Source organism: Sediminicola luteus (assembly GCF_040566555.1).
Classification (GTDB): Bacteria; Bacteroidota; Bacteroidia; order Flavobacteriales; family Flavobacteriaceae; genus Sediminicola.
Window position 1 is genome coordinate 21,903 of the sequence record NZ_JBEWYP010000002.1, and the last position, 17,436, is coordinate 39,338.

The following is a 17,436-nucleotide window of genomic DNA, read 5'->3' on the forward strand; positions in this document are numbered from 1 at the left end:
GAATGGACTTACCATTTCAAGAATATGATTTATGAGCCGAAATAATAATGCCATTGTTATTTGTGGTGCAGGTATCGCGGGTATCGCAACAGCCTATTATCTCTTAAAAACCAATCCGAAACTAAACATAGTTCTTTTAGACAAAAATCAACCGCTATCATTTACGACGAGTAGATCTGGCGAAAACTTCAGAGATTTTTGGCCACAAAAATGCATGCGGGAGTTTGCCAGTGACAGCATTAAATTAATGAAGCAACTAAGGGAACTTCATGGTCAAGACGCTTTCAAGATGTCCTTCTCAGGTTATAATTTCATCAGTAAGAATAAGGACAAGCATATATTTTCAACACCATCAGAATCCCTTACCCACCAATATTATAAAGAAATTTCAGATCCCACCACCATCGGCAATCAGTATCCTTACTTAAGCGAAGAGGTTGAAAAGATAGTATCCATCACAAATGCAGGGCATATAGACGTTTATGCCATGGGCAGCTTAATGCTGAGCGAGGCAAAAAAACTTGGGGCAATACAAGTTGAAGGTGAAATTAAGGCTATTCAAAAAAACGGCACATCCTTTGAAATTATTCTACAATCACAAAAGAAGATCGATGCCGAGACTCTTGTTATTGCATCGGGACCATTTATTAATCATGTTGCAAATATGGTAGGATTACAACTGCCAATTGAAAATACCCTGCAGCGTAAGTTTATCATTCCCGATCCCAAAAAATTAATTCCACGGGATATGCCTTTCTCCATATACGCCGATGCTCAATATTTAAACTGGTCAAAAGAAGAAAAAGAATTCTTTGCCTCCGAGGAAAAATACAATTGGTTATTGAATGAATTTCCGGGTGGTCTTCACATAAAACCCGAAGGGGAGGGCATTAAATTGGGATGGGCATTCAATACAAATAATGAACTTCCACAATGGGAAACTCCCTTTTCCGATATTTTCCCCCAGGTAGTACTTAAAGGGGCCAGTAGCTTTATACCCCAACTGATTGAATACGAAAATAATATTCCTACCCCAATAACGGAATATGCGGGCTATTATACTCGCACAAAAGAAAACTGGCCACTTATTGGGCCTACCACAATTCCAAATGTTCATGTTATCGGAGCACTATCTGGCTATGGCACAATGACCGCGTGTGCCGCAGGACAGTTATGTTCTAAATATATTCTCAACGACCAAGAGCTACCCGATTATGCACCTTACTTTCATCCCAACAAATATCAGAACCCTGCTATAGTAAAGGAAATCAATGCCATTAAAAGTGATGGACAATTATAATTTATACGTCCCATATTTCATTTAAGAATCTCAGCTAAAGTCAGGTCTTGAACTATTTTTAATTAAATTGAAGTCCATTGTAACGCCAGACCCATGAAAACCGAAATTGACACCTATATTGCCTTCTTACGCGGCATCAACGTTGGAGGACACCATAAGGTGCCTATGGCAGACCTAAAAATTGAATTTGAAAAATTGGGGTTCAAAAACATTGTTACCCTATTGAATTCTGGCAACATCATCTTTGATGGTCCAAAGGAGAAAACATCAAAATTGGAACAGAAGATATCGACACATTTGGAAAAATTCTTTGGTTTTCACATTCCAACGATACTTAGAACATCTGGAGTAATCCACAACCTTTTGGATCATAATCCCTTTTTTGGTATTGAACGTACCAAAGACATCAGATTATATGTTTCCTTTTTGAAAACAAATATTGAATCCGATTTGGAATTGCCCTGGAAGAGTACAGATAACTCTTATAAAATAATTGAAAAAAGGGATCAAACTATTATCAGTGTATTGGACTTGGCAATGTCAAAATCGACCAAAGCCATGGAATCAATAGAACACTTTTACGGTAAGGAGATAACAACAAGAAATTGGAACACGATTGAACGGATCGGCAAAAAACTAAACTTAGTATAACAATCCCCAGACCAAAGTTCTTCGATAAAATAAATATTTTAGTTTCAACAAACGCCTGATGCTAGTTGAAGGTCCCCTGCACAATAGAGTCACGGCAACTCCTCTTTTTTGACTTTTTCAAAACTAATCCCCTACAATTGAATATCTTAGAGCGAACAAATTATAAGCATGATGAAAACTGACTGGTTAAAAATCATATTGATCTGTATTTCCATTGTAATTGCAGGATATTTTGTCGGCAATATGCATAAAACAGGCAAAAAGTATGACCGATTTGTTCAAGTAAAAGGTCTTTCTGAGCGGGAAGTAAATGCAGATCTCGCTGTTTGGCCCATAAACATTACCCTTACCGGCAATGATCTAAATACCCTTAAAAGTGATATTGAATCTCAAAATAGCGAGGTTTACAATTTCTTCATTGCCCAAGGCTTCGACAAAAACGAATTGACCAAGGGAAGCACCAATATTAATGACGTGCGAGCGGACATATACAATTCCAATTTTCAGAACAACACCTTCCGATATTTGGCCAAGTCGGAGTTCACCGTGAGAACCAATGATATTGATAAGCTTCAAAAAGCCCTTTCCGAGTCCCTGGAACTTATGTCGAAAGGTATCATACTAGGATCCAAAAACACCTGGAGGCCCATTGAATACATTTTTACAGGCCTAAACGAGCTAAAACCACCAATGATAGAGGAAGCTACTAAAAATGCCAGGGAGGTTGCAGAGAAATTTGCTAGGGATTCGGATGCGCAAGTAGGAGAAATAAGAATGGCCAGCCAAGGTCTTTTTTCAATAACCGACAGGGACGAAAACACACCCCAAATCAAATTGGTTCGGGTGGTTTCTACCATTGACTTTCAATTGGAAAATTGATATAGGCCTTGTTATATACCTTGGTCTATAAAGATAGTTCCCAAAGTATCAATGCCCTTGGAAATTAGATCTTGACAATGCAGGAGAATTTATGAAATTCAAAAGCCGCGGCTAAAGAAACTCTAAATTAAAACAATGGAAAGCAGTAGCATCAGAAGAAAGAAGAAATCGGGTATTCCATTTTACCTCTTGCTGCTATTCTTGGTTATGATTTCCTCTTGTAAAGGCCAAGACAAAAACACTATACCTCCAAAAGAGCCAGAGAGTACTAGAGATAACTCAAATACTATTCCCAACGATACCTCTGATATGGAATTTCAGCTTGCCACCCAAAAATATGGAGCGCCCCTCCTTACACCTCCCCGATTAAGCGATTTTGTACGAAGGATTTTTCAAGATAAAAGCGGAAATCTATGGTTTGGAACAAACGGCGATGGGGTCATCCGTTACAACGGGGATGCCCTGGAGTATTTCTCGCTTGAGGAAGGGTTCGGAGGGGTTGCAGTAAGGGGAATTGTAGAGGATAAGCAAGGTAATATTTGGTTTGGCACAGAACGGGGGATAACAAAATATGACGGGACATCATTTACCAATTTCACAGCGAAAGATGGCCTCATCAATGATGATGTTTGGAGCATGGCAATGGACCGTAAGGGAATCCTCTGGATAGGTACTTTGCAAGGGGTATGTAAGTTTGATGGAGAAGCATTCACTCCATTTGACATTCCAGAAGCAGAACCCGATTATACCAGAGGGGTCACAAGCGCCAAGATAGTACATAGTATTATGGAAGACAGTAAGGGAAAGATGTGGTTTGGCACCAATGGAGGTGCCTATAGTTTTGATGGCCAGACCTTGACCAATTTTTCCGAGAAAGATGGCTTGTCCAACGATAATGTAAACAGTATTTTGGAAGATAAGGACGGAAACTTATGGATCGCAACAACACATGGTGGACTCTGTCTGTATGAGGGCAAATCCTTTACAAATTTGACCGAAAAGTATAAACTCAATGGCACTGAGGTATGGAATATTTACCAAGACGCAAAGGGTGACATATGGTTCCCGGTAAAACGTTTTGGGGTATATAAATACGATGGCAAATCCTTTGCCAATTTCCGCAAAAAGGATGGTCTTGCCAGTGATGCAATTCAGAGCATTTTTGAAGATAAAGAAGGGCGACTCTGGCTTGGGGGTTGGTTGGGACTCAATCGTTTCGACGGGAAATCTTTTTTCAAAGTTACCACTATGGATGGCCCTTGGGCCAAATAATTAGAATGATATGGAGTATAGGAAGGCCGAAATAAAAGACTTGAACAATTTATCCGTTCTGTTCGATAATTATAGAATTTTCTATCGGAAGGAAACAGATATTGAAAGTGCTAAAAACTTTATGAAGGATCGACTATCAAAAAACGATTCTGAAATTTATGTTGCCGAAACTACTGAACACCAGTTAGTTGGATTCGTGCATTTATATCCCCTATTCTCTTCTGTTCGAATGAAAAAATTATGGTTGTTAAACGATTTATTTGTAAATTATGACTATCGTAAGCAAGGTATCTCCCTGGGATTGATTGACAAAGCTAAAGAACTTGTTGAAAAATCAGGGGCCTGTGGCATGTATTTGGAAACTGAAAAATCCAATCTGGTCGGCAATAATTTATACCCTAAAGCCGGATTTGAATTAAATAATGACTCCAATTTTTACGAATGGTATCTTAAATAACAACATTCAACAACCTATAATCCGTAGGGGTGAATGCCAAAATAAAAAAGTTATGTTCATACAAAACAAAAGACTGGGAGTTATCCTGATTACAGTAGCATCATTATTATTCATCCCATTATTGGCCATGCAATTCACGGAAGAGGTTAGTTGGACCTTGTCAGATTTTGTGGTCGCCGGAGCCCTACTAATGGGCACAGGTTTAATGGTTGATTTGGTATTAAGAAAAGTAACTCAAACAAAATATCGCATCGCCCTATGCGCTGCACTAGTAATTGGCCTTCTCCTAGTTTGGGCAGAGCTTGCCGTAGGCGTTTTTGGTTCCCCTTTTGCCGGACAATAAAAGGTGTGCCTCTCGTATTCAAATACCAGACACTCAACGTGGGTGGAATACATTTATGAAGGCACTACCTCCTAAACGTAAACTACAAAAACACATATGATGTTGGAACGGCTAACCAGCAACCCTACCTATTTGAGGTAAAAAATATACGGATTCGGCAACCTATAGTGCCACTTTTATGGTGAATTTTGCAAATACACGATAAAAATTTTTCAAAAAGTATAATTACAGAAGTAACGGAAAAGGTAGAAATTGAAGATTTTTTTCATTTTGGGTTAACTCATTCACATGTAAATAACAAATAATCTACCTAAGCTACTTTTATTAGCACATTTTTCAATGAAAACTCAAAACGGACAAATTTTTCCTAAAATCTCAACTGGTATAGCTGGACTTGATGAAATAACATATGGTGGCTTCCCTGAGGGCCGACCAATATTGATCTGTGGGAGTGCAGGCTGTGGTAAAACAATGTTCGGTATACAATTTTTGGTAAAAGGTATTCTAGATCATGACGAACCTGGGGTATTAATGAGCTTTGAGGAATCTCGCAGTGATTTGGCAAAAAATGTGAAATCTCTCGGATTTGATCTCGAGCAATTGGTTAAGGAAGATAAGTTAAGGATAGACCACGTTAAGATTGAGCGATCTGAAATCGAAGAAACGGGTGAATATGATTTGGATGGTCTTTTTATACGATTAAATCACGCCATTGATTCGATTGGCGCCAAAAGGGTGGTGCTAGACACTATAGAATCACTTTTTGGGGGTGTTGAAAATTTGGGCCTGTTAAGATCTGAAATCAGACGACTCTTCCGTTGGCTAAAAGACAAAGGCGTAACCACAATAATTACTGGAGAAAGAGGAAAAAACACCTTGACGCGACAGGGATTGGAAGAATATATTTCCGATTGTGTCATTTTGGTAGATTTCCGTGTCATAGATCAGATTGCTACAAGACGCCTTAGAATTGTTAAATATCGAGGTTCAACGCATGGCACCAATGAATATCCATTTTTAATTGATGAGAACGGCATTTCAGTTATACCGGTCACCTCCCTTAAATTGGATTATAAGTCTTCCGAAAAAATTGTTTCTTTAGGAATAGAGGCACTGGACAACCTATTTTCCAAAAAGGGCGTTTATAAAGGTAGTAGCATTCTAATAAGCGGAACAGCCGGAACTTCCAAAACAATTTTGGCCTCCTATTTTGCCATCGAAAGTTGCAAACGCAAAGAGAAAGTGCTGTACTTTAGTTTTGAGGAGTCCATCGATCAACTGGTAAGGAATATGAAGACCATAGGAATTGACATGGAGCCTTTCATAGAAGACGGGTCCTTGATTATTCAAGCTTCCAGACCTTCCCTGCAGGGCTTGGAAATGCATTTGTTGGTTTTACATAAGTTATTAAAGGAATTAAAACCGGACACTGTCATAATTGACCCCATTAGCAGCTTAATATGTGTAGGCAATACCAGTGAGGTCCGTGCAATGTTGGTTAGGCTAATAGATGTTCTTAAGATGAATGAGATCAATGCTATATTAACTTCATTGACAACGGAAAACGGTAATCATACAAAAGATGAGACCATTGAGGTCGTTTCTTCATTGGCCGATACTTGGATCAACTTGGAAAATTCACAATTGGATGGACGTCGCAAGCGAAGTCTAAATATCATTAAATCAAGAGGGATGGGGCATTACAATAATCCAATGGAATTTGAAATAACCGAAGACGGTATAGTGTTCCAAGAACAGTAGTTATATATTTAAAACAACCCTACAACCTATTTAAACAATGACAGTTGTGATGACAAAAGAAGAAACATGGGAATTGAGGTTATACATTGCGGGGCAAACCCCGAAATCTGTCCTCGCCTTAAGCAATATTACCAATTATTGCAATGAATACCTTTCAGGCAAATATTCCATAGAGGTCATTGACCTTTTGAAAAGCCCGCAATTGGCAGAAGGTGACCAAATATTTGCGATCCCTACCTTGGTTCGCAAATTCCCGCAACCCTTGAGAAAAATAATAGGCGACCTTTCCAACAAAGAAAAAGTATTGGTAGGATTGAACATCCGCGTTTTAAAAAGTGGTAAAGATTGAGATTATGAAAAAACCCTACAATGAAGTTTCGCATGTAAAGGAAAAACTCATCTTACAACTGTATGTATCTGGCATGTCGTCCAAATCCATGCAGGCCATTAAGAATATTAAACTGCTTTGTGGGGAATTATTGGAAAGTGATTTTAACCTGGAAATCATCGATATCTATAAAAATCCTGAATTGGCGGCAAAGCACCATATCGTTTTCAGTCCTTCTTTGATCAAACATCAGCCCTTGCCAAAAAAAATACTTATTGGAACGCTGTCGGACAGAGAAATGGTCATAAAAGCATTAGGAATCACAAGTAAAGAATAGAGATGAAAATTGGTTCTAAAGAGGCATTGCAAAAGCGCATCAGAGAACTGGAGGAAAGACTTGAGGAGTCTGACCAACTTATTGATGCCATAAAAGCTGGAGAAGTTGATGCATTTGCTATAAATAATACCGAAAATTCAGAGATATACACGCTACAAAGTGGGGATTACGCGTACAGAATATTAATAGAGGAATTCGAAGAAGGAGCGCTGAACGTAACCGAAGGGGGACTTATTGTTTATACCAATCCTTACTTCTGCAAGCTGCTCAACAAGCCCTATGAACAAGTAATTGGCTCCAAAATTACCGATTTCATCCATGAGGACTCCTTGGAATCCTTCCGAGAGCTGTTCCAAAAGTCATTCGAAGTAGGTTGTAAAGGAGAGTTGAACCTCATTGGAGAAAACGGGCCTATTCCAATATATATGTCTTTAACTTCACTTCAACCCAAACTGCCCACAGTAGGGATCATTATCACCGACTATACCGAGAAGAAAAAAACGGAAGATGTAATCTTAAAATATCAGGAGCACTTAGAGCGCAATAACAATGAACTCAAAGTAAATAATGCAGAACTTGCGTCCTTTGTGTATGTTGCCTCCCATGATCTACAAGAACCCTTGCGCAAGATTCAGATGTTCGCATCCCGGATTACAGGCTTGGAATATGAGAACCTCTCCAAATCTGTGAAAGAATATGTTGGTAAAATGCAGCAAGCGGCAAATAGAATGCAGACCTTAATTAAGGATTTACTCACATATGCTCATACTAACAAACCAGATTATACCTTCAGCAATAATAACCTGAGAAAGGTTGTAGAGGAAGTAGAAAGCGATTTAAGCGAAGAATTATATAGTAGTGGAGCTGTTATAGAGTATCTGGAAATGTGTGATGCTGACATTATCCAATTCCAATTCAAACAACTTCTAATTAATTTAATCTCCAATTCCATCAAATTCTCACAACCGAACAAACCGCCTCATATCACTATTCAAAGTTGGAAGGTCCATGGCCATGAAACTGAGAAAGCTAGCAAGGTATCCTTGGTAGAAAGTTATTGTCATTTCAGAATATCGGATAATGGAATCGGTTTTGAACAACAGTACAGCGAACAAATTTTTGAAGTATTTAAACGCCTTCACAATCAATCCGAATATCCTGGAACTGGAATTGGTTTGGCGATAGTCAAAAAAATTGTCAACAATCACGATGGTATTATCAGTGCAAGTTCAGCCCCGAACCAAGGCACTACTTATGACATATCTATCCCCTACCGTAAATATAACTAAGCCCATACCGGAAGTATCGGCATTAATGTATTTCACAAGAAACCTTCCTTAGATCTTATTTTCAAAACTTTAGATTATCTTGAGTACTATTAAATCTTAGAAGTTGGTGACTAAGTCCCAACTTGTCTAAATATAGAATATGCTTACCGACATCAACCCGAAATTACCGATGCGCAACAAAAAAGTTACGCGAGAATTCTACTTAAATAAGCTGGGTTTTACAGAATTTGGCAGTGCAGATTACGATGATTATTTAATGTTGGAGAAGGACAGGGTTCAAATTCATTTCTTTGCATTTAAGGAACTCGACCCAAAAGAAAACTACGGACAAGTATATATCAGAACAGATAACATAGATCAATTTTACCAGTCCTTGGTAGCTAAAAAAACAAGTATACATCCAAATGGTCCGTTAGAAATAAAACCCTGGGGTCAAAAAGAATTTTCCGTGCTAGACCCGGACAACAATCTGTTGACATTCGGACAAAGCCTTTAAAACAATTAGAAAGTGCGCATACAAATATCAAATTCATATGCGCACCAATATTAAAAAGTGGTTAGTCGTTAAAAACCCAACACCTATTCCATTTCACTCTCCTCTAATACTTCTTCTTCAGTAGTAGCGGCTTTTTCTATAACCTTAAATTGCTCCAACTGCTCTTCCTCCCCTGTAAAGTAAGGGAACACGTCCATAATAGGAGATTCGGTAATTGCAGGGACGGTGTAGTCACCAGTAGTACCCTTCATGGCCTCTATGGTGTTGTCATAAGCCTCTTTTACATCATTGGCCTGAACCAACATATAAATATTGGTCTTGCGTTCCTTTCCGCTGTTTTCATCAAAGGCGATCAATGCCACCTTGGACTTAAACCAACGGTCAGAATTTTCCACCGGATGCACCTCGGATAAATTGGCGACTTTAATATTGGTGATCAAAAACTCCTCACTGGTGTAAGCGGCCATTTCTTGGTTGATTCTAGCCTCTGCCTCCGTGTAGGAAATCGCATCCAATAAGTATGTTTCTGTAGTAACTTTTTGTTCTCCAGTCTCTTGTATTTTTCTGTATTTTACTTTGCACTCATACCAGGTTACGCTCATGTCTATTTTTTTTGGATGCCAAATATAACGGTTAAAAAAAGGCCTAGTGGAAAATCCCAGTAATAGATATCCACAAATTGTTTTTTGTAATTATTTCTATTATCAATAGTGCTCAATAGAATTAGCTTATATATGCTCACGGCTAGAATATTTATGTACTTCTAAATAATTGCATGAATTTTTCTTCGGATAGATAAAATGATCATTGTGGCTTTTTAAAAAAATGTCCTATCGTTTTATTTAAAAATAAAAACCTCTAGAGTGTTTCTTTACAAAAATATACCGTAATAAGCAAATAATATCGTGTATTTGGACGATTAATTAATGAATTATGACGTTTATGTGATAGTTTTCTATATGGCAATGATAATCAAAACCTAGATTCGCGAAATTATTACTAACAATCTAAAACAAAAAAAAATGAAAAAAATTCTTTTTTTTGCCCTAATTAGCTTTGGGTTATTTAGTTGCAACAACGACGATTTAGGAGATGACAATTCCATTTCCCAAGCGAAAGAACTCAAAGACTTCTCCTTACTTAAAGGAAATAGTAATTCTAGTAGTGCATATTCCGATTACAATATCGATGTTGCCGTAGGCCCAGATGGGAGTGAATGGACGTACACTATTACAAAATCGAAAACCACTTCAAAAAACTTAAGTCACTATATAGTGGATTTAGGAAACTGTGGTGAACAAAGTGCAACTTTTGCTAATATTATTTCTGCAACGGTCAATGGAGAAACAGCTGACTTAAAGCCAACCGAAGGATCAGGAACGCAATGTAATCCACAAGCATCAACTACTAACTTCGTGAAAGTCAATTTTGCAGCAGCTACAACATTGGTACTGGTCATAAAATTTGACCGTGGTTATGAAATTACAGATGCAGATTCTTGGCTAAAAGCTGGCACATCTTGTAATTCAGGCAAAACAAAAGCACCTGGTTGTCCTAAAGAAGATTATTGCTCTTACTCTCAAGGTTACTTTTTTGCTAACGGCGCAATGACCAATGGCTCCAGTGTTCTATGGGAAGGCGGACTAAACATTGGTGGTAAATCATACTCCCAAACTGAAGGAATGGTTGCTTGGAATATAGATCAAGGAAGGGGAGGCAACCAAACTCTTAATGCTTTTTTTCAGTTAGGTGCCATACGCTTAAGCTTGGCTGAAGCTGCAGTTCAAGAAAATGCCAATATCATTAATAGTTATTTTGCCGCCATAGAAAACATTTTCAACTACAAAACAACCATAACTCCGACAAGAGGGAATAGCCCTCCTTATGATACATTTATCTTCCCCACTTCCGGTGGAGGATACTCTGAAGGAGAAGTTACAGCTGCTGGTAGTGCAATTGGACATTATATTGATGAACATCACTGTCAATAGTAAGTAATGAATTGAATCATAAATAATGAGTTACAAAAGCTGTTCACTCGAACAGCTTTTTTTATAGATGTAATTTTCATTTCCAATAGTGTATGTACTAGTTCTGTTTTAAAAGACAATTTTTAAGAATTAAAGAACCTTGTGTATAACATAAAGAGACATTATTTGAGAAAACTATTGGTACTTTGATTTCTGATAGTGGAATTTCAATACCATTGCAATTCTCCATCACATACATTATTCAACCAAAAAACCCTTTGCCATTTCTTCAAATGGACTTAGCTTTGAGACTGGATGAACAATAACGGTTACATGGATTTCTCACGTCCAACCTACACCTTGGAAGAAGCTACCAGAAAACTGGAGGGCTATTGCGCCTATCAGGAGCGCTGCCATAAGGAGGTGGTGCAAAAATTACGCGATATGCGCATGATCCCTGATGCGATCGACCATATTGTGGTACATCTTATAGATCACAACTTTTTAAACGAGGAGCGCTTCTCTATGAGTTATGCCAGGGGTAAGTTCAATATTAAGAAATGGGGCCGTAACCGAATTACCCAGGAACTGAAACGACGGGATATCTCCCAGTACAACATCAAAAAAGCAGTGGCCCAATTAAATACCGCCGCCTATTTGGAAACCTTGGATACCCTCGCCAAAAAAAGATTGGACGGCATTAAAGAGACCAATAGCCAGAAAAGAAGAAAAAAACTCGCCGATTACCTCCTCTACCGCGGGTGGGAAAGTCATTTGGTGTATGACAAGATCACCGAACTCATCAAATAAAAAACGCTCCCTTTCTTTTGAAAGGGAGCGCTCTATTATTTCAAAATTCTAACCCTTATAGATTAAAGGCAGCTCCAATACTGAACACAAACTGGTTGTTCAATTCTTGTTCCGCAGTTAAATCACTATTGTCATACTTTGCCAAAGGCACCGCAAATTCCATAAATACTCCAAAACCGTCGGTAAAGAAGTATCTGGTACCCAAGTGAGCTCCAAAATTACGTAGGCCCAAGCTCAACCCTGGATAGATATCCACCTCGTTCCCCAATTGGAAAACGCTCCCCAAATTGGCGTTAAATCTTGCCCTAACGTCTACCCTGTCGTCAAATTTAGGATCAAATTCAATATCCATGGATTCCTTAACACCCAAAATATAGGTAGCGGTAAACCCTATAGAAAAATTCTCTCCAAGGCCAGCATCATACGTGGTCACGATTCCTGTTCCATTATCCTGGAAATTGGCTCCTACTTGGAACTTGGAATCCCCCTTGCCTTCAAAAGCCTGGGCATTCGCGAAGGTAGCTGCTAAAACAAATGTCAATAAAACTATTACTTTTTTCATGTTACTTAATTTAGAGTTGGTGCAATTACGAAAATAAGTTGCAAATGTATTTAATTCCTTGAAACAAGCACTATCCCACCAGTTTGTTTGTGCGTTTAATAGCCTGCTCATTTTTCCAATCGATCCATTCCTGCCCCTTCAACTTCCGCATAAACTGATCATAGTAACGCATTACCAAAACATTGTAAAAAGCCGTTCCCAAATTTTTGGGATTGCGGGCAATGGCGCGTAGGCTCATGGAAAATCCTGGTGTAATATACCGCATATAATGCCAATATCCCTCTGGCATATACAAAACCTCCCCATGCTGCAAGTGGGTCTTATAGCCCTTGGCATTTTTGAGGGCGGGCCATTGGTTCAGATCCGGATTGGAAAAATCTATGCTCTCATGGGTGATCAAGGCATGGGGGACCTTGTATAAATATCTGTTCTCGGATTGTGGAAAAAGGATTATTTCTTTCTTTCCCTCAAAATGAAAATGAAAAATATTGGCTAGATCTATATCGTAATGCATAAAGGTGGACGAGTTCTCCCCTCCGAAAAAAAGCATCGGCAAGCCTTTCATCAATCGCAGACCAAAATCTGGGAAAGTAAAATCATGCTGCAATTCCGGCACTTCCTTTAAAACGTTCCATAAGAAGATGCGATACTTGGTAGGTTCAGCCTTCAGAAGATCAATATACTCTGCCATTTGCATTTTAGCGTGTGGCTCGTTGAACCCATCTTTATGGTCCACAGGCCTATCATCGTACAAGGGCACTATTTTATGGCCGGCCACCTGCTTCATATATTCCAGGTTCCATTTGGAATAGGCGGGCCACCCCTCAATAAACCGCTCAATAACGACCGGTTTTTGTGGCTTAAAGTACTTTTCTATAAAATCTTCCTTGGTAATGGTCTTTACCCGGGGTATGTCCTGTAAATTCAAGCGCTAAAGATTAATTTAGACTTCTAAATTTAATTCCCCAACCGAAGTCCCCAATAAATGGGCACAAAGGTCTATTCCGAAAGTTTAGCCTTTTGCTTGGCGCTTTCGTTACGATCTATAGTGTGTCCCGGTCTGCTCCATTTTGGTTTTTCACCCAAAGTCTGAAATTGTGAATCCTGGGCCTCCACCGTTTTTGGCTGTGCTATCTTTGTAAATGGCTTCTGGGGGTTAAGCCCCAGGAGCTTGAACATTTCCATATCCTGGTTCACATCAGGGTTAGGAGTCGTCAATAATTTATCACCGGCAAAAATAGAATTTGCCCCGGCAAAGAAACACATCGCCTGTCCTTCCCTACTCATCTCCGTACGTCCTGCAGATAGTCTTACTTGTGTTTCTGGCATTACAATACGGGTAGTTGCCACCATACGGATCATCTCCCAAATGGAAATAGGCTCTATATCTTCCATAGGCGTACCTGGTACTGCTACCAAAGCATTGATCGGCACCGATTCTGGCTGTGGGTCCAACGTGGCCAAAGCAACCAACATGCCTGCCCTGTCCTCAATCTTTTCTCCCATTCCAATAATACCCCCGCTACAAACGGTCACATTGCTTTTTCTAACATTTCCTATGGTGTCCAATCGGTCCTTAAAGGCCCTAGTGGAGATCACATCCTTATAATAATCCTCGGACGTATCCAAGTTATGGTTGTATGCATATAAACCTGCTTCCGCCAAACGCTGTGCTTGGTTTTCCGTAATCATCCCCAACGTGCAACAAACCTCCATATCCAGTTTGTTGATGGTTCGTACCATCTCCAAAACATTGTCAAACTCTGGTCCGTCCTTTACATTACGCCACGCAGCACCCATACAAACTCTGGAACTTCCTGATGATTTGGCACGCAAGGCCTGAGCCTTTACCTGCTGAACCGACATAAGGTCATTGCCCTCCACATCGGTATGGTATCGGGCCGCTTGGGGACAGTACCCACAATCTTCTGGACAACCTCCAGTCTTGATGGACAACAGGGTAGAAACCTGTACCGTATTAGGATCGTGGAATTTACGATGCACCGTAGCCGCCTCGTACAGCAATTCCATTAATGGTTTATTGTAAATGTCAAGAATTGCCTCTTTGGTCCAGTTGTGCTTTACTTCGCTCATAGATATATATTGTCTGGGGCTTTCCGCTATTTTCTCCCCCATGGTATTCAATACCAAATGGATATTCAAAAAATAGCGGCCGGGCTGTTCACTTTATCTTTTCTTTTATCCATGATCCATCTTCAACTAACCGATGCCCCAAAAGAAAAGGATGCCGTTGCCATCCCTAAGCCAAAAATTCAAATTAAAAATCAAAAATAGCCTATTTACAAATCATATCCCAATAAACAAATCTGATAATATGCCGTTACAAAGTAAAAAAGCCTGTGAATCACAAGGATGCCACAGGCCTTCAAAAGTTTAATTATAAATAATTCTTTAATTGACATCAGACCTTTTAAAGCTCGATGCTGAGTCTTCATCTTCAATTTCTTACCGTGAAAGAAGAATGGAAACGGCGTTCCCTCCAAAACCAACGGCATTAACCATCACCTTGTTGATTTTTTTGGCGGTTGATTTTTGATCTAAATAAGGAACTCCAATAAATTGTTGCTGTTTCAACATCAAGATGGCAAGTTCCATACTCAACATTCCTGATGCCCCGAATGTATGTCCAATCTTCCATTTATTAGTAGTAAGAAGTGGCATTTTGTTACGGAATATCTTCGATATTGCGTTTTTTTCAGATAAATCGCCCTTAATAGTGCCTGGGGCGTGCATTACAATAACATCTACCTCCTCGGGGTCAGTACTGCCCAGAGCCATTTGCATGGAGCGCTGGAAACACTCGGCCTCCGTAGAGATGGATATATTGTGCTGTAATATTTCAGTGGCATAGCCTATTCCTTCTATAACCGCAAGGGCATTGTCCTTGTTGCCCTTCTCCAAACAAAGCATAGAGGCACCTTCTCCCAGAACCATGGTATTTGTCTTTTTCTCCAGGTCCAGAGCGCGACAAGGGTAGTCCGATTGTTCTTTGGAATATATTTTCAGGGCCTTCATCTGTGCTATGGTAAACGGGGTCAAGGGCGCTTCCGATCCTCCGACCATAAACTTCTCCGCCATCCCACTTTTTATCCAAGCCACGCCGTTCAATACGGCATGAAGTGCTGTGGAACAGGTAATGGAATGTGATATTTCCGGACCTTCTGTCTTTAGGTCATGGGCGATCCATGAAGATATATTCCCTAAAGTAGTGGTTGGGGAGGCCAAAGTAGATGTCCTTTTGGAACGTAAGAATTCTTGGTGGTACTTTTCAAAAAGGGCAGTAGCACCCCTGGAGGAACCAACATTCACCCCAAAATTGTCTCCCAGTTTCCATCCGGCCATTTCCATGGCTTTGCGGGCAGCAAACATGGCATAAAGCACACTGTTATCGAGGCTTTTGTATTTTGGATCAGAAGCTTTTAACTTTTCAACCTCTTCCTTGGCATGCCCTGAAAGCGGAGCAACCCAACTTTTGGCATCCCCTATTTTTTTTTCAACCAGATGGTGTCCGTCCCTTAGGTAATTCCCCCATGATTCCTCCAGGGAAATTCCCAAGGGCGAAATGGATGCTAAGGCGGTGATGGATATAGACTGACTCAAAATTGGATGGTATTAAACGATATCAAAAACACTTTCAATGGCACTGTAGATCTGCTCCAACTGATCCTCGGAGACGATATAAGGTGCAGTTATATATATTGTATTGCCCAAAGGTCTTAAAAAGATCCCCTTGTCCATAAAATGCTGCATTAATTTATCCCGCAAATTACCATAACGCTCAATTTCTATATTAAGGTCCAGGGCGTAAATGATCCCCGTTTGCCGGGTCCTGGCCACTTTGGGATGGTTTTTTATTCGGGCATCAAAAGCTTGGTGCGACTGTATAATGCGAGCTATGTTGTCCTGTATCTCTTTGGATTGCAACAGTTCCAGTCCAGCCAATGCTGCGGTACATGCCAATGGGTTGGCGGTATAGGTGTGCCCGTGGAAAAGTCCTTTTGCGATGTCATCACTATAAAATGCATCGTAGACTTCTTGTGTACAACTGGTAATCGCCATAGGGATGAGTCCAGCCGTCAATGCTTTGGACAAACAGATAATATCCGGTTTTGTTTCAATCTGGTCCGACGCAAAATGGGTTCCAGTTTTTCCAAAACCTGTCATTACCTCATCGGCAATAGTTACTACGTCGTGCTCCTTGAGAATTCTTAAAATCTCTCCTAGCCCTTCGGCATCGTGCATTTGCATGGCTGCTGCCCCCTGAACCAAAGGCTCATAGATAAACCCAGCAATATTTCCAGCAGTAACATAGGTGTGCAATAGGGCAAGAACCTCTTTTAAATTTTCCTTGCTCGGCGGCGGAATGCGCTTTACCTCAATAAAAAAATCCTCAAAAGGGCCGTTATAAACTGATAGTCCGGAAACGGACATCGCTCCAAAGGTGTCCCCATGAAAGGCATCTTCAAAAGCCAATAGTACATTCCTCTTATGTCCCTTGTTAAAATGGTATTGCAGGGCCATTTTAATTCCAATTTCAGTGGCGGTGGAGCCATTGTCCGAGAAAAATAATTTCTCTTGATTGGCTGGCAATATTTTTATAAGCTCTTCTGATAGCTTTACTGCAGGCTCGTGGGTAAACCCACTAAAGACCACTTGGTCCAACTGTTGCATCTGCTGATATACCTTTTCCAAAATATAGTCATTGCAATGGCCATAGACACTGGTATACCAAGAGGAAATACCATCTATGTATTCCTTTCCACTTTCATCAAACAACAAGGCACCCTTGGCCTTTGTAATCCCCAACATTCTAGGATGCAGCTTGTGTTGTGTCAACGGGTGCCACACATGTTTTGCATCTCTTTCCGAAATATTTTTCAATTGTATAAAATTTAAAGAACCAGCTTTTTATCTATCTTGCAAAGATGGCAAATAAACTTAAAACCTCCTGTGTTTACCA

Annotated in this window: 20 protein-coding genes; 14 read left to right on the forward strand and 6 right to left on the reverse strand. The window is 39.8% G+C overall.

Going from position 1 to position 17,436, the window contains the following annotated elements; all coding sequences use genetic code 11:
• Positions 1-31: 31 nt before the first annotated feature.
• The 11 genes from ABXZ32_RS03765 to ABXZ32_RS03815 all read left to right on the forward strand — a co-directional run bounded on the left by ABXZ32_RS03765 (position 32) and on the right by ABXZ32_RS03815 (position 9,113).
• Positions 32-1,300: an NAD(P)/FAD-dependent oxidoreductase gene (locus ABXZ32_RS03765; RefSeq protein WP_354617334.1), complete on the forward strand. Its 1,269-nt coding sequence runs from the start codon at positions 32-34 to the stop codon at positions 1,298-1,300.
• A 93-nt stretch (positions 1,301-1,393) separates the two neighbouring features.
• A complete protein-coding gene (locus ABXZ32_RS03770) occupies positions 1,394-1,951 on the forward strand; it encodes a DUF1697 domain-containing protein (protein WP_354617335.1) in 558 nt (185 codons plus the stop codon).
• Between the two features lie 168 nt (positions 1,952-2,119).
• Positions 2,120-2,830 carry an SIMPL domain-containing protein gene (locus tag ABXZ32_RS03775; RefSeq protein ID WP_354617336.1) on the forward strand — a complete coding sequence of 237 codons (711 nt, stop codon included), beginning with the start codon at positions 2,120-2,122 and terminating at the stop codon, positions 2,828-2,830.
• A gap of 135 nt (positions 2,831-2,965) precedes the next feature.
• Positions 2,966-4,102: a ligand-binding sensor domain-containing protein gene (locus ABXZ32_RS03780; RefSeq protein WP_354617337.1), complete on the forward strand. Its 1,137-nt coding sequence runs from the start codon at positions 2,966-2,968 to the stop codon at positions 4,100-4,102.
• A gap of 10 nt (positions 4,103-4,112) precedes the next feature.
• Positions 4,113-4,559 carry a GNAT family N-acetyltransferase gene (locus ABXZ32_RS03785; RefSeq protein ID WP_354617338.1) on the forward strand — a complete coding sequence of 149 codons (447 nt, stop codon included), beginning with the start codon at positions 4,113-4,115 and terminating at the stop codon, positions 4,557-4,559.
• A gap of 52 nt (positions 4,560-4,611) precedes the next feature.
• A complete protein-coding gene (locus ABXZ32_RS03790; RefSeq protein WP_354617339.1) occupies positions 4,612-4,902 on the forward strand; it encodes a hypothetical protein in 291 nt (96 codons plus the stop codon).
• Between the two features lie 339 nt (positions 4,903-5,241).
• On the forward strand, positions 5,242-6,663 hold the full coding sequence (gene kaiC, locus ABXZ32_RS03795; RefSeq protein ID WP_354617340.1) for a circadian clock protein KaiC: 1,422 nt from the start codon (positions 5,242-5,244) through the stop codon (positions 6,661-6,663).
• Between the two features lie 49 nt (positions 6,664-6,712).
• Positions 6,713-7,012 carry a circadian clock KaiB family protein gene (locus ABXZ32_RS03800; RefSeq protein ID WP_354617815.1) on the forward strand — a complete coding sequence of 100 codons (300 nt, stop codon included), beginning with the start codon at positions 6,713-6,715 and terminating at the stop codon, positions 7,010-7,012.
• A gap of 4 nt (positions 7,013-7,016) precedes the next feature.
• Positions 7,017-7,328: a circadian clock KaiB family protein gene (locus tag ABXZ32_RS03805; protein WP_354617341.1), complete on the forward strand. Its 312-nt coding sequence runs from the start codon at positions 7,017-7,019 to the stop codon at positions 7,326-7,328.
• Between the two features lie 2 nt (positions 7,329-7,330).
• Positions 7,331-8,617, forward strand: a complete 1,287-nt coding sequence (locus ABXZ32_RS03810; protein WP_354617342.1) for a sensor histidine kinase — start codon at positions 7,331-7,333, stop codon at positions 8,615-8,617.
• 139 nt (positions 8,618-8,756) lie between these two features.
• Positions 8,757-9,113, forward strand: a complete 357-nt coding sequence (locus tag ABXZ32_RS03815) for a bleomycin resistance protein (RefSeq protein WP_354617343.1) — start codon at positions 8,757-8,759, stop codon at positions 9,111-9,113.
• A gap of 83 nt (positions 9,114-9,196) precedes the next feature.
• Here ABXZ32_RS03815 and ABXZ32_RS03820 read toward each other — a convergent pair whose 3' ends face one another.
• Complete coding sequence (locus tag ABXZ32_RS03820) at positions 9,197-9,715, reverse strand: DUF4494 domain-containing protein (protein WP_354617344.1); 519 nt, start codon at positions 9,713-9,715, stop codon at positions 9,197-9,199.
• Between the two features lie 420 nt (positions 9,716-10,135).
• Between ABXZ32_RS03820 and ABXZ32_RS03825 the strand changes: the two genes are divergently transcribed.
• A complete protein-coding gene (locus ABXZ32_RS03825) occupies positions 10,136-11,104 on the forward strand; it encodes a hypothetical protein (RefSeq protein ID WP_354617345.1) in 969 nt (322 codons plus the stop codon).
• A gap of 312 nt (positions 11,105-11,416) precedes the next feature.
• Positions 11,417-11,893, forward strand: a complete 477-nt coding sequence (locus ABXZ32_RS03830; RefSeq protein ID WP_354617346.1) for a regulatory protein RecX — start codon at positions 11,417-11,419, stop codon at positions 11,891-11,893.
• A gap of 55 nt (positions 11,894-11,948) precedes the next feature.
• On the opposite strand, the gene ABXZ32_RS03835 is transcribed toward ABXZ32_RS03830, so the two are convergent.
• The 3 genes from ABXZ32_RS03835 to bioB all read right to left on the reverse strand — a co-directional run bounded on the left by ABXZ32_RS03835 (position 11,949) and on the right by bioB (position 14,549).
• Positions 11,949-12,455: a DUF6646 family protein gene (locus ABXZ32_RS03835; protein ID WP_354617347.1), complete on the reverse strand. Its 507-nt coding sequence runs from the start codon at positions 12,453-12,455 to the stop codon at positions 11,949-11,951.
• A gap of 70 nt (positions 12,456-12,525) precedes the next feature.
• The gene (locus tag ABXZ32_RS03840; RefSeq protein WP_354617348.1) at positions 12,526-13,383 is read right to left on the reverse strand and encodes a cupin-like domain-containing protein; all 858 of its coding nucleotides are present in this window, start codon (positions 13,381-13,383) and stop codon (positions 12,526-12,528) included.
• A 71-nt stretch (positions 13,384-13,454) separates the two neighbouring features.
• Positions 13,455-14,549 (reverse strand): biotin synthase BioB, encoded by a 1,095-nt coding sequence (gene bioB / locus ABXZ32_RS03845; protein WP_354617349.1) that lies wholly within the window; start codon positions 14,547-14,549, stop codon positions 13,455-13,457.
• Positions 14,550-14,606: 57 nt separating this feature from the next.
• Between bioB and ABXZ32_RS03850 the strand changes: the two genes are divergently transcribed.
• Positions 14,607-14,750 carry a hypothetical protein gene (locus ABXZ32_RS03850; protein ID WP_354617350.1) on the forward strand — a complete coding sequence of 48 codons (144 nt, stop codon included), beginning with the start codon at positions 14,607-14,609 and terminating at the stop codon, positions 14,748-14,750.
• 171 nt (positions 14,751-14,921) lie between these two features.
• Here the strand turns inward: ABXZ32_RS03850 and ABXZ32_RS03855 are convergent, their stop codons facing one another.
• The gene (locus ABXZ32_RS03855; RefSeq protein WP_354617351.1) at positions 14,922-16,076 is read right to left on the reverse strand and encodes a beta-ketoacyl synthase N-terminal-like domain-containing protein; all 1,155 of its coding nucleotides are present in this window, start codon (positions 16,074-16,076) and stop codon (positions 14,922-14,924) included.
• A gap of 12 nt (positions 16,077-16,088) precedes the next feature.
• Positions 16,089-17,357 carry an adenosylmethionine--8-amino-7-oxononanoate transaminase gene (gene bioA, locus ABXZ32_RS03860; protein ID WP_354617352.1) on the reverse strand — a complete coding sequence of 423 codons (1,269 nt, stop codon included), beginning with the start codon at positions 17,355-17,357 and terminating at the stop codon, positions 16,089-16,091.
• Positions 17,358-17,436 lie beyond the last annotated feature (79 nt).

Coding starts and splice junctions, on each gene's coding strand:
- ABXZ32_RS03765 (WP_354617334.1), top strand. CDS start 32: ATGAGCCGAAATAATAATGCCATTGTTATTTGTGGTGCAGGTATCGCG.
- ABXZ32_RS03770 (WP_354617335.1), top strand. CDS start 1,394: ATGAAAACCGAAATTGACACCTATATTGCCTTCTTACGCGGCATCAAC.
- ABXZ32_RS03775 (WP_354617336.1), top strand. CDS start 2,120: ATGATGAAAACTGACTGGTTAAAAATCATATTGATCTGTATTTCCATT.
- ABXZ32_RS03780 (WP_354617337.1), top strand. CDS start 2,966: ATGGAAAGCAGTAGCATCAGAAGAAAGAAGAAATCGGGTATTCCATTT.
- ABXZ32_RS03785 (WP_354617338.1), top strand. CDS start 4,113: ATGGAGTATAGGAAGGCCGAAATAAAAGACTTGAACAATTTATCCGTT.
- ABXZ32_RS03790 (WP_354617339.1), top strand. CDS start 4,612: ATGTTCATACAAAACAAAAGACTGGGAGTTATCCTGATTACAGTAGCA.
- kaiC (WP_354617340.1), top strand. CDS start 5,242: ATGAAAACTCAAAACGGACAAATTTTTCCTAAAATCTCAACTGGTATA.
- ABXZ32_RS03800 (WP_354617815.1), top strand. CDS start 6,713: ATGACAAAAGAAGAAACATGGGAATTGAGGTTATACATTGCGGGGCAA.
- ABXZ32_RS03805 (WP_354617341.1), top strand. CDS start 7,017: ATGAAAAAACCCTACAATGAAGTTTCGCATGTAAAGGAAAAACTCATC.
- ABXZ32_RS03810 (WP_354617342.1), top strand. CDS start 7,331: ATGAAAATTGGTTCTAAAGAGGCATTGCAAAAGCGCATCAGAGAACTG.
- ABXZ32_RS03815 (WP_354617343.1), top strand. CDS start 8,757: ATGCTTACCGACATCAACCCGAAATTACCGATGCGCAACAAAAAAGTT.
- ABXZ32_RS03820 (WP_354617344.1), bottom strand. CDS start 9,715: ATGAGCGTAACCTGGTATGAGTGCAAAGTAAAATACAGAAAAATACAA.
- ABXZ32_RS03825 (WP_354617345.1), top strand. CDS start 10,136: ATGAAAAAAATTCTTTTTTTTGCCCTAATTAGCTTTGGGTTATTTAGT.
- ABXZ32_RS03830 (WP_354617346.1), top strand. CDS start 11,417: ATGGATTTCTCACGTCCAACCTACACCTTGGAAGAAGCTACCAGAAAA.
- ABXZ32_RS03835 (WP_354617347.1), bottom strand. CDS start 12,455: ATGAAAAAAGTAATAGTTTTATTGACATTTGTTTTAGCAGCTACCTTC.
- bioB (WP_354617349.1), bottom strand. CDS start 14,549: ATGAGCGAAGTAAAGCACAACTGGACCAAAGAGGCAATTCTTGACATT.
- ABXZ32_RS03850 (WP_354617350.1), top strand. CDS start 14,607: ATGGATATTCAAAAAATAGCGGCCGGGCTGTTCACTTTATCTTTTCTT.